At 64.4% G+C, this 14,967-nt stretch carries 20 protein-coding genes; 11 read left to right on the forward strand and 9 right to left on the reverse strand.

Annotation, left to right across the window (positions count from 1 at the left end; translation table 11 throughout):
- Positions 1-69 precede the first annotated feature (69 nt).
- Positions 70-921, reverse strand: a complete 852-nt coding sequence (locus BVE01S_RS04715; protein ID WP_054765678.1) for a DUF2971 domain-containing protein — start codon at positions 919-921, stop codon at positions 70-72.
- A 371-nt stretch (positions 922-1,292) separates the two neighbouring features.
- On the opposite strand from BVE01S_RS04715, the gene BVE01S_RS04720 reads away from it, so the two are divergent.
- Positions 1,293-1,820: a toll/interleukin-1 receptor domain-containing protein gene (locus BVE01S_RS04720; protein ID WP_054765679.1), complete on the forward strand. Its 528-nt coding sequence runs from the start codon at positions 1,293-1,295 to the stop codon at positions 1,818-1,820.
- Here the strand turns inward: BVE01S_RS04720 and BVE01S_RS04725 are convergent, their stop codons facing one another.
- From BVE01S_RS04725 to BVE01S_RS04735, 3 genes are read right to left on the reverse strand one after another with little or no spacing between them, the layout of a single operon-like run.
- A complete protein-coding gene (locus tag BVE01S_RS04725) occupies positions 1,821-2,321 on the reverse strand; it encodes a toll/interleukin-1 receptor domain-containing protein (protein WP_218015908.1) in 501 nt (166 codons plus the stop codon).
- Between the two features lie 55 nt (positions 2,322-2,376).
- Positions 2,377-3,834, reverse strand: coding sequence for an SIR2 family protein (locus BVE01S_RS04730; protein WP_054765681.1), 1,458 nt, complete (start codon positions 3,832-3,834; stop codon positions 2,377-2,379).
- A gap of 1 nt (position 3,835) precedes the next feature.
- Complete coding sequence (locus tag BVE01S_RS04735) at positions 3,836-4,282, reverse strand: TIR domain-containing protein (protein ID WP_054765682.1); 447 nt, start codon at positions 4,280-4,282, stop codon at positions 3,836-3,838.
- Positions 4,283-4,635: 353 nt separating this feature from the next.
- On the opposite strand from BVE01S_RS04735, the gene BVE01S_RS04740 reads away from it, so the two are divergent.
- Positions 4,636-5,049 carry a four-helix bundle copper-binding protein gene (locus tag BVE01S_RS04740; RefSeq protein ID WP_066624872.1) on the forward strand — a complete coding sequence of 138 codons (414 nt, stop codon included), beginning with the start codon at positions 4,636-4,638 and terminating at the stop codon, positions 5,047-5,049.
- A 12-nt stretch (positions 5,050-5,061) separates the two neighbouring features.
- Here the strand turns inward: BVE01S_RS04740 and dmeF are convergent, their stop codons facing one another.
- Entirely contained in the window at positions 5,062-6,018 is a 957-nt protein-coding gene (dmeF, locus tag BVE01S_RS04745) for a CDF family Co(II)/Ni(II) efflux transporter DmeF (protein WP_054765684.1), read from the reverse strand.
- A 10-nt stretch (positions 6,019-6,028) separates the two neighbouring features.
- Entirely contained in the window at positions 6,029-6,304 is a 276-nt protein-coding gene (locus BVE01S_RS04750; protein WP_066624874.1) for a metal/formaldehyde-sensitive transcriptional repressor, read from the reverse strand.
- A gap of 223 nt (positions 6,305-6,527) precedes the next feature.
- Between BVE01S_RS04750 and BVE01S_RS04755 the strand changes: the two genes are divergently transcribed.
- Positions 6,528-7,091 (forward strand): manganese efflux pump MntP, encoded by a 564-nt coding sequence (locus tag BVE01S_RS04755; protein ID WP_054766931.1) that lies wholly within the window; start codon positions 6,528-6,530, stop codon positions 7,089-7,091.
- 43 nt (positions 7,092-7,134) lie between these two features.
- Here BVE01S_RS04755 and BVE01S_RS04760 read toward each other — a convergent pair whose 3' ends face one another.
- Positions 7,135-7,542: a MerR family transcriptional regulator gene (locus BVE01S_RS04760; protein WP_054765686.1), complete on the reverse strand. Its 408-nt coding sequence runs from the start codon at positions 7,540-7,542 to the stop codon at positions 7,135-7,137.
- A 62-nt stretch (positions 7,543-7,604) separates the two neighbouring features.
- Between BVE01S_RS04760 and BVE01S_RS04765 the strand changes: the two genes are divergently transcribed.
- From BVE01S_RS04765 to BVE01S_RS04785, 5 genes are read left to right on the forward strand one after another with little or no spacing between them, the layout of a single operon-like run.
- On the forward strand, positions 7,605-7,991 hold the full coding sequence (locus BVE01S_RS04765) for an MFS transporter permease (RefSeq protein WP_066624881.1): 387 nt from the start codon (positions 7,605-7,607) through the stop codon (positions 7,989-7,991).
- On the forward strand, positions 7,988-8,206 hold the full coding sequence (locus BVE01S_RS04770; RefSeq protein WP_054765688.1) for a GDCCVxC domain-containing (seleno)protein: 219 nt from the start codon (positions 7,988-7,990) through the stop codon (positions 8,204-8,206). Before BVE01S_RS04765 ends, BVE01S_RS04770 begins: the two co-directional genes overlap by 4 nt.
- Before the next feature lie 34 nt (positions 8,207-8,240).
- Positions 8,241-8,600, forward strand: coding sequence for a bleomycin resistance protein (locus tag BVE01S_RS04775; protein ID WP_054765689.1), 360 nt, complete (start codon positions 8,241-8,243; stop codon positions 8,598-8,600).
- A 46-nt stretch (positions 8,601-8,646) separates the two neighbouring features.
- On the forward strand, positions 8,647-9,567 hold the full coding sequence (locus BVE01S_RS04780) for a HEPN domain-containing protein (protein ID WP_066625035.1): 921 nt from the start codon (positions 8,647-8,649) through the stop codon (positions 9,565-9,567).
- Positions 9,551-10,672 carry a hypothetical protein gene (locus BVE01S_RS04785; protein ID WP_054765691.1) on the forward strand — a complete coding sequence of 374 codons (1,122 nt, stop codon included), beginning with the start codon at positions 9,551-9,553 and terminating at the stop codon, positions 10,670-10,672. The genes BVE01S_RS04780 and BVE01S_RS04785 overlap by 17 nt, the downstream gene beginning before the upstream one ends.
- A gap of 29 nt (positions 10,673-10,701) precedes the next feature.
- Here BVE01S_RS04785 and BVE01S_RS04790 read toward each other — a convergent pair whose 3' ends face one another.
- Positions 10,702-10,938, reverse strand: a complete 237-nt coding sequence (locus tag BVE01S_RS04790; protein ID WP_054765692.1) for a DUF2188 domain-containing protein — start codon at positions 10,936-10,938, stop codon at positions 10,702-10,704.
- Between the two features lie 69 nt (positions 10,939-11,007).
- On the reverse strand, positions 11,008-12,354 hold the full coding sequence (locus tag BVE01S_RS04795; RefSeq protein ID WP_054765693.1) for a dihydrolipoyl dehydrogenase family protein: 1,347 nt from the start codon (positions 12,352-12,354) through the stop codon (positions 11,008-11,010).
- A 924-nt stretch (positions 12,355-13,278) separates the two neighbouring features.
- On the opposite strand from BVE01S_RS04795, the gene BVE01S_RS04805 reads away from it, so the two are divergent.
- The 3 genes from BVE01S_RS04805 (at position 13,279) to BVE01S_RS04815 (ending at position 14,967) form a co-directional block, all read left to right on the forward strand.
- Positions 13,279-13,575: a DUF736 domain-containing protein gene (locus tag BVE01S_RS04805; protein WP_054765695.1), complete on the forward strand. Its 297-nt coding sequence runs from the start codon at positions 13,279-13,281 to the stop codon at positions 13,573-13,575.
- A 68-nt stretch (positions 13,576-13,643) separates the two neighbouring features.
- On the forward strand, positions 13,644-14,534 hold the full coding sequence (locus BVE01S_RS04810) for an ArdC family protein (RefSeq protein ID WP_066624883.1): 891 nt from the start codon (positions 13,644-13,646) through the stop codon (positions 14,532-14,534).
- A 79-nt stretch (positions 14,535-14,613) separates the two neighbouring features.
- Entirely contained in the window at positions 14,614-14,967 is a 354-nt protein-coding gene (locus BVE01S_RS04815) for a hypothetical protein (RefSeq protein ID WP_169802109.1), read from the forward strand.

Genomic DNA, 14,967 nt, shown 5'->3' on the forward strand with positions numbered 1-14,967 from the left:
GTCGCCATCGCGGGGTCGGGCCGTCACCAGAACGGGCCTTTCGGCCCAGCAGAAGCGGCTTTCTGAATATCAAGCCCGGTATGGGAGCGAGGAGCGCCAGATTTCGAGCCCGTGAGACTGGAAGAAGTCGCTGGCCTCAGGGGCGGCGTCCGCAGACATGGTCGGGCCCATGCCGACGCTGACTATCGCCGACGAACCATCCTGGCGGGCGAGGGGCACATCCACATATCGCGTCGGCCCGAAACGGCCGGCGCGAAGACCCACTGGAAGCGCAGGTGTCTTTTCTCCGCCCGTCCGATTTCCACCAACGTCCTCGAGTGCGCCGTCGCCATTGCGAACTAGCATCCGCGATATCCGCACTTCGCGCTCGTCCGCGAAGCCAGGGTGTTTCATCGAAAAGAGGTCGACGCACAGGCGCCGCGCATAGTCCGAAAGCGTCGGGTGATCGTCAGGATCATCCTCTAGCTGTTGCTGGACGACGCCCAAGCCGAGACAGAGCATTCGGTCGACCAAGGCTTCGTCGTAAACCACGGTCCGGATCGCGACGCCGGCGTCGTGTTCGAGATGCCGTGCGTCCAAGCCCAGAACGCACCCGCCACCATCGCCCGCGTAGCTTCGCCACTGCCCCAGATCGTCGCGCCGAGGAGTCAATGACCCGATCATGAGGCCGGTGTTTGCGGTCAGCCCCTCAAGCTCCGACACGACGAAAATGCGGGTCGTGAGGTCCGTGTAGACCTGTCGATCCCGCATAAGGCCGATCAGTCGATCACGAGCATACGAAAACTCCGAAGCGTCGTTCAGCGCGGTATACTCGGAGAGCCGAAAGGTCCGGTTTTCAACGATCGCCCGCGCCGCCTCGATCGAGGTGTAGTGGTATACGACCGGACAGTGGTCCGAGCTGAAGTCCCAAGGCAAGGCCATGCGGAAGTTATGACCTGCCGTTGCTAAAGAGAATATGGCTGGAAGGGATTGGAAGTGTCGCTCACGCAGATCCGGATTTGACATCCGCTATAGAGCCGTCGCTCTTGGTTCGCTTGTGGCGCTCTCCGCAGTACCCAGCGCAATGAAGGCCGCTGCATTGTCGGCCTCCCGGCGGCAGGTCCTTCAAAAACAAGATCGCGCTTCGGGGAGCAGGGCGTCAAACCGCTTCGAGTTGCTGAACCCCGGACTTCCGATGCCTACTCAATCTCCAATTGGACACGGGCGGGTCTACGCTTCAGCTTGACCGTATGTATCTAACTGAAGCTCAAGCCCGCGCTCGCGCTGGCGTAGCAGAGGACGAGCCCGCTCATGTGCTGGCGTTCGCGCTCGCTCTCGACTCCGCGCTGAGCGCCCTGACAGATCGCTTCGACATTTTCCTCTCCCATTCCGTTCGGGACGCTAGTCTCGTCATGGGGGTGAAGCGGATCCTGGAGGAGGCCGGAAAGACCGTCTACGTGGACTGGATCAGCGATCCGAACCTTGACCGAAACGCAGTCACCGGCGCTACGGCAGAGAGGTTGCGGCATCGTATGAGGAAGTGCGACGCCTGCTTCTATCTCTTTTCCCGACATTCGAGGCGGTCGAGGTGGATGCCGTGGGAGCTCGGTTTTTTCGACGGCCATAACGGCAACGTCGCGATCCTTCCGCTGATCCCTCCAACGGGCGAACTCGACTTCACAGGCGAAGAGTATCTAGAGATTTATCCCAAGATAGACTTCGCAAACCTAAGCGGCAGCCCCAGCATATTCGTGAACCAAGTACGACGCACGGAGATGGGGTCGTACAAGTCCTATGATGAATGGCGGCGTGGCGCTGATAAGCTTAGACCCACGACCTAGCTACCCACCCGTCAGCCATTTCCGGAGAGGCGTTGCGGTGTTCGCTTTGTGATTTAGTACCATCCAGATGTCTTGGTCGCTGCCCTTCATCTGGCCCCAAACGATCCGGCGATAGAGGCCCAGATATTCCCATGAGGCCCAGGTCGAGTCGTGCAGATCGTCCGAGGACGGAAACAGAGCGATTTGTCCGAGGCCCTTGTAGCCGTCAGCCACTCCCAGCTCCCAAGGCACCCAGCGCGACCCCTTACTGTTCTTGCTCGTCAGAAGAACGAACCTGCTGCTCTGCTTGATGCGAGACTTCAGCAAATTGGCGGTTTCGTCCGTGGTGTAGGGAGGCATCTCCGGGTCGATTTCATCGATGTAGACCACGGCGCCGTGGTTCTGCAGGACGATCGTGGCACCCACGACAAGATCCTGGTCCTTGCTGGAGTGGGACAGGAAAGTTGAGCCGGCAGGGCTTCGCGCCGAAGCCGTGCGAAGCACGGAGGCCTGTTCGGTCAAAGTGATGTTCGCGGCGAAACCCCGAAGTTCCGCCCTTGTTACGAACCGGGTCACCTCAGTTGTCGTCCTGTGGCTTCGCCAGCCGTTGGAGTATCTCTCGAACGAGCTTCAGGAGCTTGTCGGGTGTTGTGGCCTGGTTTGACAGGACGGCTAGCTCTTCGTCGGTTGGCCTGGCCGCGCTTGCGCCCTGCGATGGGATAGCGGACCCAGTCAGATCTTGCGCGATTTGCTCGGCCGCGCCTCCGGTCGCACCGATGGGCAGTATGAAGGCCCCGGCCTCGCGCGCGACCTCGAACTCCTTCAACACGCCGTCCGCAACGATCTGAGAGCCGCCCTCGAGCTTTGCGCCGCCTAGGAAAATCACAATCCCGGCCTGTCGCGCCATCTCGGCGCGAAGCGCGGTCCATCGTTTCTGGTCCGGCTCCCTATCCGTCAGCGGTTGAGGGAAGGGTCGGACGATCAGCCGGCGGTCCAGATCCCACCCGCCGTCCTGACGGAGACGGTCGATAAAGCCCCCAATCACAGCTGGGCCGACCAGTAAGCCCGATCCGCTCACCAGATCCCGCCCGGTGTCCGCGATCAACCCGCCGACCGCCTCGGAAAGGCGATACAGATCGCCGGCGCGACCGTCGTCGCCGTCGAGCGGCCAGCTTCCACTGACCCATACCCGCATCGCGGCGACGCGGCGCTCTACCTGGCGCATCAGTTCGGGAATTTCGTCGTAATGCTCTACCTCGATTGTCCTCAGTCCGTAGCGGCGAAGGTCCTTGGCCCAGTGCTTATGCTGCGCCGTGCGGGCCCTGAACTCGTCCTCGGAAGAACAGTCCGCCAGGCTGGGCGGCTTCACGATTGCGAAGTGCTCCGGCGGCGCTTCAGTGAAGCTCTCACGAATGAGGGATAGCACGTGCCGGACATTGGGATCGGTCAGGCTGAGCCCGATGAAAAGAACGGACATGCTGCTGAGATGCGCCTGCAGCAGGGGGAGGAAGGCCCCACGCTTGGACCGATAGAGTTCGTAGTCGTCGGTCGAGATGACGATGTCGTCCATTCGGTCGACGGACCCATGCATCTTGTAGAGCCGTGCCGCGCCGGGCCGGGCGCGGAGCGAAAGGTCGGCCGCCCCGGAGACAACATCGACAGGCCGATTGATCACGGCGAAGGCGCGCTCGACCAGACGGTCGTAGTTCGTCGTCCAGATCTGCCGAACGGGGAGGCGCGCCAGCACCTCCAAGGTCGGCGGAACCGGTCGATCTTTGCCGATCTCTTGCCGGATCACGTTGCGGACGCCGGTCGCGGCACCGCTCTCGCTGATGTGCCACTGGGCCAGTGCGGCGAGGTCCTGGATGTCGCTGGAGCGGACACCGAGTTCCTCGCCGATGTCCTTAAGAAGCTCCGCCCAAGTCGGATATCCCGCGGCCTTCGAAACACCGGCGCCGACGAACACTGCGCCAACGCCTTCGTGGAGGGCAGCTGGAAAATCCTTGAGAAAGCGATTTCGGCTTGACGTAGGCATCCTACCGTCCGGCCCGCTTGGCCGCCTCTTCAATCCGAGCCGCCAACCGGGCGTGATCGGCATACTTGTAGACGGGCGCCCCGGCCCTCGTAAGAAGAGCCGGGGTAGCGCCGGCAAGATCCGTATTTCCGAGCCTATCCTTGAGCTCGTGAATCTGGATGCCCACTATCCCGTTGCCCCGCGCGATCGATTGGCTGATTTCGTAGTCGATGTACTTGCGGCCCGCTGAGGCCGCGCCGATGCAAACAACCGTAACCGACGTGTTGAGCAGCGCGTCGTCGATCATCTTCTTGATCGCCGTATCGCCCTTCTTTTTGGCTTCTTCCCAGAGCGAGGCGTCATGGAACCCGACCGCCGCGGTGCCCACGATCTCGCCGATGTTGCGAATCTGATTCACACGCCAGATGTCGCGTTGATAGTGAAAACTGAAGAACACCCGACGTGCCATGTTTCCCTCCACGGGTCTGAATCGCCCCTTGCTAACGCTTGGGTTGCGCTCGGCGGTCCTCCGAGTCAACGGCTACGGTTGTCGGATATTCCCGCCACTACGGGTTCGCGATCGGACAGCCAGCCATACGATGTATGTTGGTCCGCCGCCGCGTGCGGACAACTTCGATTTTGTCGAAACATCTAGTTCTCGGCGGCGGACTGATGTCCGCTCTTTGGCGCTTCACCGCAGTCTTATCTGTCCGTAGCCCCAGAGAGGAGGCGATGGTCATCCGCGGGATATCCGGAGGCGTCGCCATTCGGAACCCCGTCGCGGCGCTTGGGTTGGACTCCGATCAACCAAGGAGCCCTCCGATGCAAATCCAACCAATGATCAGCACCCATCCCGACGTGCGCGGAAGCGTCAACGACAGTCTCGTTCGCGCGATCGAAGCGGCTTACGGCTGCGCCGCGGTGTGCCACATCTGCGCCGATGCCTGCCTGGCCGAGGATATGGTGAAGGATCTCACCCAGTGCATCCGCCTCAATCTTGATTGCGCCGACGTCTGCCTGGTCACGGCCGGCCTCGCCGCGCGTCGCGCCGGCAGCCACGAGACACTGATCCAGCGCATGCTCGAGACTTGCGCCGAGGCCTGCGCGGATTGCGCTGTCGAATGTGAGAAACACGCCGAGATGCACGAGCATTGCCGCATCTGCGCCGAGGAATGCCGCCGCTGCGAAAACGCTTGCCGCGAGGCTGCCTCCTCGATCACACCGTCACGCCATTGAGGCCGATCGCCGTCAACGGCACTCGACCGTCAGATGCCCGAGCTCGTGGACCGGCCTCAGCCGGTCGCGAACGGTCGCGACATCCACAGCCCCGGTCACGCTGACGATAGCCGAGTGCGCGTCCGGCCCGATGCGCCAGACGTGCAGATCGGTGATCCGGGCGTCGCCCGGCCCCTCGACGAATTCGCGTACCTCGGCCTCGATGGCGGTGTCCGTTGTGTCGAGCAGCACCGCGGCGGTGTCGCGCATCAGGGACCACGACCACCGGGCGATGACGATCGCGCCGACGATGCCCATCAGCGGGTCTAGCCAGACCCATCCCATATAGCGGCCCGCAAGCAGGGCGATGATCGCCAGCACCGAGGTCAGGGCGTCGGCCAGCACATGGATGTAGGCGGCGCGCAGGTTGTTGTCGCGATGGCCGCCATGACCGTGCTGGTGATCATGGTCGTCGTGATGATCGTGGTCGTGGTGATGGCCATGCCCGTGGCCATGACGACCGTGGTGGTGCCCCCCGCCGGACAGAAGGACGGCGCTGACCAGATTGACCACGAGACCCAGGATGGCGACCAGCGTCGCCTGGCCGAAGGCGACCGAGCGCGGATCGATCAGGCGGCCGATGGACTCTCCCGCGATCCCGAGCGCCACGATGCCCAGAACCAGCGCCGAGGCGAACCCCGCCAGGTCCCCGACCTTGCCGGTCCCGAAGCTGAAGCGCCGGTTGGCGGCATGCCGCTTGGCGTAGGCGTAGGCGCCGGCCGCAACGGCCAGGGCGCCGGCGTGGGTCGCCATGTGAAAGCCGTCGGCCAGCAGGGCCATCGAGCCGTAGACCAGGCCGGCGATGATCTCCCCGACCATCATGACGGCCGTCAGGCCGACCACCCACAGCGTTCGCCGTGCGCTGTCGTCGTGCGAACGGCTGAGGAAATAGTGGTCGTGGGTCAGATAGTCGGTCTCGGACGCGGACATGGCGCGGGCCTTACTTTGAATAGCGGCGAATGATGGCGATCAACTCGTCGGCGCCGCCCTGCCGGGCGTCCTTGCTCAGATCGGGATGAGCGACGTGGTGGCGCAGATGGTCTTCAATCAACTCTTCCAGAAGCCCGCCCATGGCGCCCCGCGCGGCCGCGACCTGCTGCAGGATTTGCGAACACCCGGCTTCAGACTCGATGGCGCGCTCTATTGCGCTGAGCTGACCCGAGATCCTCCGGACCCGCGCGACGAGCTTCTTCTTGTTCGTGGAGGTATGCGCCATGGATACTCCCCTATAGTATCTTGCACCGGCGCGCGACACCTCCTATGAGGCCGCTTCCTGTTGGGGAGTAGCTTCCGGCGTCTGATCGCCGGGGTCGGATCAACACACTCGCGTTTCGGCGCGCGGTCCGACCAGCGGAACCGCCGCCTAGCGAGACCAGCGCGTCCCACCGCCGCACCGGCCGGGGAGGGAAGCGCTGTTCGTTGCCGGGTGGATGCTCGTCATGACTCCTGTCGCCATCGCCGTTCTGTCTCTCAGCATGTCTACCGACGCCTTCGCCGCCGCCGTTGGGCGTGGTGCTTTGCATCGACCGAACCTGGCCGGCGCCGTGAAGGCAGGCCTGGTATTCGGGTGTATCGAGGCCATCACCCCGGTGATTGGCTGGGGGCTCGGCATGGTCGCTGCAGGCCTCGTCGAACGCGTGGATCATTGGATCGCCTTCGGCCTCCTCGCCGCTGTTGGCGGCAAGATGATCTGGGAAGCGACCCGTCCCCTGGCTGAGGATGCCCCACGCCGGTCCGGACCTTGGGCGCTGATCGCCATGGCGGTCGGGACCAGCATCGACGCGGCGGCTGTTGGCGTCGGCCTGGCCTTCATCGGAGCCAATATCTGGGTTATCGCGGCCTCAATCGGCGTCACGACCTTCCTGCTGACCACGATCGGCATGCTGATTGGCCGGGCCGTCGGCCAGCGTTTTGGCAAGATCGCCGAGCTTCTGGGAGGGCTCGCGCTTGTCGCGCTCGGTCTGATGATCCTGCTTGAGCACCTCGGCGTCATCGGCGCGTGATTGCCAGGACCCTACCGGCTCGACAGGGTGCGCAGGTCATCACCTATGCGATCGATCCGAGTTCTGCGATCACCGGACACCGAACCCGCCCGCCTTCGCTGCAGTCCGCGACGGCCTGCTTAAGCACCGTCCGGAGCCGCTCCAGATCCGCGATTTTGGCGTCCACGCTGGCGATGTGGTCCTGGGCCATGTCGCGGACTTCGCAGCAGGCCTGGACGCCCGGCTCACTCAACGCGATCAGCCGCCGAATGGCGTCGATGCCGAATCCCAGTTCGCGGGACCGGCGGATGAAGCGCAGGCGTTGGGCGTGTTCCGGCTCATAGCTCCTGTGTCCGCCCTCGGTGCGGGCCGGGGCGGGCATCAGGCCGATCCGCTCGTAGTAGCGCACCGTTTCCAGGTTCACCCCGGCGCTCTCTGCGAGGCGCCCGATCGTCAAACTTCGTGCGGACATGGCTCTTGATCCCGTAGCGGCTACGGGTTGTAGCCTGTAGCAGAAATCGAACGGGAGGCCCCATGGCCATCGATCAAGACCGGCCCAACATTCCTGAGGTCGCCGTCAGCGCCTCGGCCGCCATCGGCGGTGTGGCCTCGGTGTTCGCCTGGGCCGCGTGCTGTGTACTGCCTCTGGCTCTCTCGGTGGCGGGCGTGTCCTTCGCCGGCGCCGCGGTCATCGCGGGCGCGCGAACCTGGCTGACGCTTCTGGCCGCCGTCATCTTGGCCGCCGGCTGGCTGCTGCATTGGCGTCGCCTGCGGATGTGTCGGAAGGACGCATCCTGCCGCCGGCCCTCGCGTCTGGCGTTCTGGCTGCTGGTGATCGCCAGCCTGCTGATCGTCCTGTCCCTGGCCTGGCAGCCCTACATCGAACCATGGGCCATGCCGCGACTGGCGGCCATGCGATGAGCCCCGCCATCGTTCTGGAATCGACGCTGACCTGCCCGCACTGCGGTCACGTCGCGACCGAGACCATGCCCACCGACGCCTGCATCTGGTTTTACGATTGCCTCGGTTGCGGCGTGAAGCTGAAGCCTCAACCCGGCGATTGCTGCGTGTTCTGCTCCTATGCCGACGTGCCGTGTCCGCCGATCCAGGTGGATGGAAAGGGCTGTTGCGGCTAGGCTTAGGCGGCACTGCTGCATTCCGGAGTTCGCCGTGACCGATCACGCCACGCCCAACCTGCCGTCGCGGGATTTCGAAGCTACGTCCCAGTTCTACACTCGACTGGGCTTCCAGCAGGGCTGGCGCGACGAAGGGTGGATGATCCTGAAACGGGGCGGGCTGACGCTTGAGTTCTTCCCGCACCCGGAACTTGATCCGCTGACCAGCAACTTCAGCTGTTGCCTGCGGCTTGACGATCTCGACGCGTTCTACGCCGTGTGCCTTGGCACCGGACTGCCGGAGACGTGCTGGGGCCAACCCCGATTGCACGCGCCCAAGATCGAGGAGTCGGGCATGCGGATCGGCGCGCTCATCGACCCGGACGGAACCCTGATCCGCCTGATCCAGAACTGAGGCTTCGCGCCTTGCCCCGATGCACGCGTTGCGCGAGACTCGCGTCATGAAGACTTCGATCGATCATCTGCCGCCGCGCAAGCAGGTGGAACTGCGCCGGGTGGTCGAGGTGATCCGCGAGTCGTTCGCCGAAACCGTCTCGACCCGTCGGGCCGAGCGGCTGAAGAACGGCAAGATCCTCAAGATCATCCTCTACGGATCGTATGCGCGCGGCGATTGGGTCCATGATCCGGTCGGACGCTACTTCTCGGATTTCGATCTGTTGATCGTTGTCGATCATGAGGATCTGACCGACGGCGAGTTCTGGCATGACGCCGAGAACAAGCTGATGCCGGGCGAGACCCTGATCCGCACGCCGGTGAGCCTTATCGTGCACAGTCTGGAAGACGTGAACGAGCAGTTGGACCGCGGGCGATACTTCTGGGCCGACATCGTGCGTGAGGGCATCGTTCTCTTCGACACGCCCGGCGCCAAGCTGCGCAAGCCGGCTGACCTGAAAGCTCAGGTTGCCCTTAAGGAAGCGGAGGAGTTCTTCGGAGATTGGACGCAGAGTTCGGCCAGCTTTGCTCGTGGCGCGAAATTCTATATGGGCGAGGGCGCTGATCCTAAGCTCGCCGCGTTCAACCTTCATCAATCGGCTGAACACCTCTACCACTGCGTTTTGCTGGTTGTGACGCTCTACAGCGGCAAGGCGCACAACCTCGCCTTCCTGCGCAAGAAGTGCGAGGCGATCGACGCCCGCCTGGCCGAGGCCTGGCCGCGCGAGACCAAGTTCGAGCGCCGCTGCTTCGAGCTGCTGCGCGAGGCCTATGTGAAGGCTCGTTACTCCAAGCACTACAAGATCAGCGTCGAGGAACTGACCTGGTTGACCCAGCGGGTTGAGGTGCTGCGCGCGCTGGCGACGACTGTGTGCGAGGAACGGCTGGCCCATCTGCGCGAAGCGGCGAGCGATGACCCTTCCGCGTGATTTGATCCCGCCCAGCATGCGCGCGACGCTGGACGCCGCAAGACGGATGGCCGATCCCTTTGAGGACGTCCGCCGACAGCACGATATGCTGCGGGCCAGCGGCGTGCTCGGCATCGCCGAGCGCATGAAGCTGGAGACCCCGCTGGCCTTGGCCGCGATGGGTCGTAACCCGTTCATGGACCGGATGCAGGGCGTCGGCGCCCTGATGAGGGCTCAGACCGACGCGGACCGCGTCTATCGCGCCGCGTTTCCGAATGGCCTGATCGAGCAGGCCGAGCGGATCGCGCAACTGTCCGCCGGCTTCGCCTTGCCGGATGGTCTCGAGCGCTTCAGGACGCCGACGGACAGTTTCGTCGATCGCATCCTCCGACTGTCGGACAGTGGTCTTGGCGCGAGCGCCCTGGCGATCGGGCGACCCGCCCAGATCGAGGCCTTCGCGCGGGCCTCGGCGATGGCCGACATGTTCGCCGAGAGCGACCGGCTGACGCGGGGAGTGCGAGAGGCGGTCGGCGCCTTCTCCATCACGGAGATGCCGCAGTTCGCCAATCTGGCCGGTTATCGCAGTTTCCTCGACGCGGCGGGACTGCGGCTTGCGCACTGGCCGAGACGGCGTCTCCTGACGATGGCGGAGAAGCGCCGTCGCCTGAAGGCCCGCCTTCAGGCCAACTCGGCCCCGCCGCATGTGAAGCGCGCCAAAACTCTGGTTCACCGCTACGAACTGACCTTGAGGGAAATTCTAGATGCCGTGATGGCCGAGACCTACGGTGAGGACTGGGCGGACGAGCGCCTGCCGCTGTGCGACTGCAAGGATTTGCTGGGGAAGTGGAAGAAGCGGGGAGGCGAGGTTTTCGACCATGCCGACTACACCCACTACGCGCGGATCATGAGCCATCCGGAGCATTTCCAGGCGATCTTCGAGGCTGGTTTCGACGACCCAGAGGCGGTGTTCGATCTTCTGAAGCAGGCCGGGAAGCTGCGCGCGGCGTCGCACCATGCGCACCTGTTCACGCCCGAAGATCTGAAGGCGCTCCGCCTGACCTGGAACCAGATCGAAACAGGCTTGATCGCGCTCACTCCGGATTTCGAACTCGAGTGGACGGGTTAAAAGGCGACGAGGTCGGAATCGCCGTCCTCTTAGTGGAGCACTTCCCCGCCGACCGGATCGACCTGACGCAACTGGCCGGCCGCGTCCTGGACAAAGACTTCCACTTGCTCGCCCTTGTCGATCAGCGTCGTCGCCTTCACGAGCGCGGACTCTATGGCGTCGACGCTGAAGTCGAAATGCCCTGAGGGTCGGCCATCGCGAAGCACCCGCCAGTCGCCGTCGCCCCGGATCACCGTGAACTGGATGGTGTCGGACTGCCTCTCCAAGGGATCCCTCCTTCGCTCCAATCCGCGATGCGGATGGCGCCATGAACCTACCGCGACACCGCTTGAGCGTCATAGCATGTAGCCCACATCCGATGCGCCCGTCGGATAGGCGAACATCGTGGTCTTGAGGTCATCCGCAGTCAGTCCATGGCGGATCGCCAAAGCGAAAATATTGATGACCTCGTCCACGTTCGGGCCCACGAGGTGGGCGCCCAACACCCGTTCCGTCCCTTCCTCGACCAAGACCTTGAAGCCGAAGGTGGGTTCGGCCGCTGCGCGTGCTGTGAACCAGTCGGAGGCCTTCTGATTTTTGACTCGGTAGAGCAGACCCTGATCCTTAGCCTCCCTCTCCGTCAGCCCGACCGCCGCGATAGGCGGGATTGTGAAGGCCACGCTCGGGACGCCGCGATAGTTCGGCCTTTCGGAGTTACCGTTCAAAATGTTGGCCGCCACGACCTTGGCGTCGTGGCTGGACACGGGGGTCAGCGGCGGACCGACCTGGGCTGCGTCGCCCGCGGCATAGACGGCTGGATTGGAAACGCTCTGCAGAAATTCGTTGAGCTTCAGGCGGCCTCCTTCATGCTCGACCCCGGCGGCGTCAAGGCCGAGATCGTCGATCGCAGGTCCTCGTCCGGCGGCGTGAATGACCAGATCAGCATGGACATCGACGGCTTTCCCCTTCGTCTGGGAGTGAACCCGAAAGCCTGCGCGCGTCTGCTCGACCGCCTGGACTGTCGTTTCGAGGCGCACGTCAACGCCGAGTTGGCGAAAGCTTTCCATGAGCCAACCGACCACGTCCGGGTCGAACTGGGGAAGCAATCGCTCGCCACGCTGGAGGATTACGACTTCGGCGCCAGCCCGCGCGGCGATGTGGGAGAACTCGGCCGCGATATAGCCTCCGCCGACCAGCACAATGCGCTTTGGCATGTCACCCAGCTCGAGGAAGCCCTCGTTGGTGACCAGATGCTCTTCCCCCGGGATGCCGAGTTTCCTGGGTTCGGCTCCGGCGGCGATGAGCAGGTTCGAAAACTCCAGCGTTTCCTCGCCCACCTCAAGGCTGTTGCGGCCGGTGAGGCGCGCCCGTCCATGAAAAGTGTCGATGCCTCTTTCAGAGTACCGCTCTTGGTGCTTTTGGGGAACGGGATCGGTGAAACCCCGCTTGAAGGCCATGAGGTCGGCCCAAGCAATTCGGGCGTCGCCGGCGACACCCCTGCCTCGCATCCGCCATGTATGATCGACGGCGTTGGCCCCGCTGATCAGCATTTTTTTTGGATCGCAGCCCCGGAGCGCGCACGTGCCTCCAAAGGGACGAAAATCGACAACCGCGACGCTGCGACCAGCAGCGCGAACCCGCATGGCTCCGACCATGGCGGCGGTCCCGGTCCCGATCACCACAAGATCATAATGTTTGGTCATCGATGTATGCTCCGCGCTCGCTCTGTAGCGGCTACCTTGGGACGGACGAGGCGGTACAGTGCCTCGGTCACCACCGCGTTGACGGCGCCAAAGAGAAGGTGCCCGGCGACCCCTCTAGCCTGGGTGAGCAGGGGGTTGTCTCGATTGGGAGCACTGTAGCCGAACACAGGCGTCAGACCTTCGTCGATCATCAAGAGCATGGTCGCTCCAGCACTTCCTCTTCCCGTACTTTCGGCGGCTTGATCTGGTAGAGCGCCGTCTGCGCCCTCTCGGTTACCCTCGTGGCCACGAGACCGGCGATGACGCCGAGGGCTGTCTCCGCAGCCAGCGATTTTGATGGAGTTGCGCATTGTTCTGACTCCCGATGAGCACGCTCCGGCCGCCTCATCCGGCTGGCTTACGACACCGCGACTGTCCCTCGAACGGAACGCTCGGAAGGGGAACGAAGCTGGAGTTGCTTCAGGTTCCCTTCATAGCAGGAGACACCTCAGATTCATGCCAGGCGTGGCCGCGCCCGTCGCCATGCCGCGCGTCAGCTGCGACGACGCGGAAGCGGTGAATCCTGGGCACGTCTTTGGTGGCGGAGCGGATGCACCGGCATTGGCGGCACGATCCCTACGAGCGCCGCGATTGGCCGCATGGTTCAAGCGGCGGTGACCAGCCGTCTCTCCTGCGACGCGCCAAGCCTTGCGCGGCCTCTCAATGGCCTGATCTGACCGAAGCCCGTCCGGCTTCCGCAACCGTTCGCGCGACTTTCTTCCCCGGCCTGACGGCCTTCCTCGCGAGGCAAGAAAGTCGCGCTCCCGGTCCTCCGCTGCGCTGCGGGGCTCCCTGTGCTCGCCTGCGGGCCGCCCGGCCTCCGGTCCGCCGATCGCCATCGAGGCCGCGGCAGGCGTGGCCCGAGATCAGCAAGGAGAGACTTCCATGGCCACCATCGGTTCCTTCACCCAGCAAGCGGACGGCAGCTACAGCGGTTCGATCAAGACCCTGACCCTCAACGTCAAGGCGGCCCAACTCCGGGCCAATGACAAGACCGACGACAAGGCTCCTGATTTCCGCATCTTCTCCGGCCAGACCGAGTTCGGCGCGGCCTGGAAGAAAACGAGCCAGCAGAACCGCGACTACCTGTCGGTCAAGCTCGACGATCCCAGCTTCCCGGCCCCGATCTACGCCTCGCTGGTCGAGATCGATGGCGGACACAGCCTGATCTGGTCCCGCTGAGCGAGCCGCGGCGGCGCTGACGACAGCGCCGCCGCCCCTTCTTCAAATCCCGTCTTGAGGAGGCCGCCATGTCGCGCCCCAACGAACCCTCACGTCCCGACCTCTACACCCGCATCACCCACCAGATCGTCGCCCAGCTCGAAGCCGGCGTCCGGCCCTGGAGCCAGCCCTGGGCCGCATCCGAAAGCGTCAGCCGACCCCTCCGGCACGACGGCACGCCTTACCGCGGCGTCAACGTCGTCCTGCTGTGGGGCGAGGCCGCCGCCCGAGGCTTTCAGTCCTCCACCTGGATGACCTTCCGGCAGGCGCTGGCCCTGGGCGCTCATGTCCGCAAGGGCGAAAAGGGTTCCACCGTCGTCTACGCCGACCAGCTGGTCCGCATCGACGATGACGACGCCGGGGAGGAGACGACCCGACGCATTCCGTTCCTGAAGGCCTACACGGTCTTCAACGTCGAACAGATCGAGGGTCTCCCGGCCTCGTCCGCCCCGGCGCCCGCGCCGGTCCTGAACCTCGGTCAACGGATCGCCCGGGCCGAGACGTTCTTCGCCGCGACGGGCGCCGACGTCCGTCATGGCGGCGGCTGCGCCTTCTATGCGCCGGGACCGGACTTCGTGCAGATGCCGGTGTTCGAAAGCTTCCGCGATCCGGAAGCCTACTACGCGACGCTGGGCCACGAGCTGACGCACTGGACCAGGCACCCCGCTCGGCTCGACCGCGACTTCGGACGCCGCCGGCATGGAGACGCCGGCTACGCCCGGGAAGAACTGGTGGCCGAAATCGGCGCCGCCTTCCTCTGCGCCGACCTGGGGCTGGCTCTCGAGCCGCGCGAGGATCACGCCGCCTATGTCGCCTCATGGCTCGAGGTGCTGCGCGACGACAAGCGATTCATCTTCTCGGCCGCCGCCCACGCCCAGCGCGCCGTGGACTTTCTTCATGCGGCCGGCGAGGGCGGCTGACGCCGGGGACGTAAAAGATGCAGGGGCGCGCGCCGGTCATGGCTGGCGCGCGCGTCACCTGCGCTGTAACCTTGGGGTCTTGCTGGACGTATTGAGCTTGATGATCGGACGTCGAACAACTGCGGCCTGGGCGCCGGCCATTCTGGCCGTGTTCGCCCTGCTGTTCGCGTCGAGCCCGGTCACGGCCTGGGAGACTCCGGCCGCGGCCATGTCGATGCCGATGGCGCCCGCCGACGGCTCCAGTCCGGATGCCCCCTGCGATCCCGTGAAGATGAGCTGCGCTCGGCTGTGCGCCGTGCTCTGCCATGGCCTGGTTCCGACGCCCGCCGCGGCCGTCCCGGTAGCGGCCTCCGCCGATGTGCACGATCGTTTACCGGCCGACGCCCTCGCGGGGGTGGAGCCGGAAGCGGAGGACCCGCCCCCTCGAACCTGA

This window comes from Brevundimonas vesicularis NBRC 12165, from assembly GCF_001592205.1.
In the GTDB taxonomy this organism is placed as follows: domain Bacteria; phylum Pseudomonadota; class Alphaproteobacteria; order Caulobacterales; family Caulobacteraceae; genus Brevundimonas; species Brevundimonas vesicularis.